Annotated in this window: 1 protein-coding gene; it reads right to left on the bottom strand. The window is 46.7% G+C overall.

The features are described from left to right. Nucleotides 1-165: ogr/Delta-like zinc finger family protein (locus ACSEMK_RS24065; protein ID WP_435336667.1), on the bottom strand; the 165-nt coding region annotated here is incomplete at its 3' end. Nucleotides 166-210 lie beyond the last annotated feature (45 nt).

Genomic DNA, 210 nt, shown 5'->3' with positions numbered 1-210 from the left:
CACATCTGCGCAGGCGCAATAAATATCAGCAATCTGCCGGTGTTTCCGGTTCGTCTTTCGAATTACAGCCTTTGAGCCGCATTCCGGGCATTCAATCTTCAGGACTCTCATATTCCACTCTCCGGCTGTCAAAATATGCCTGGATTTTAACCCTTTTCGCCTCATGCTGCATCCTTATCCGTTGATTCATCTGCGAATTTAAGATGCAGA

It is taken from the genome of Klebsiella sp. K-3 (assembly GCF_051207495.1).
In the GTDB taxonomy this organism is placed as follows: Bacteria; Pseudomonadota; Gammaproteobacteria; order Enterobacterales; family Enterobacteriaceae; genus Klebsiella; species Klebsiella aerogenes.
The sequence above is the reverse complement of the archived record's forward strand: the minus strand, read 5'-3'. Positions and strand labels throughout refer to the sequence as shown.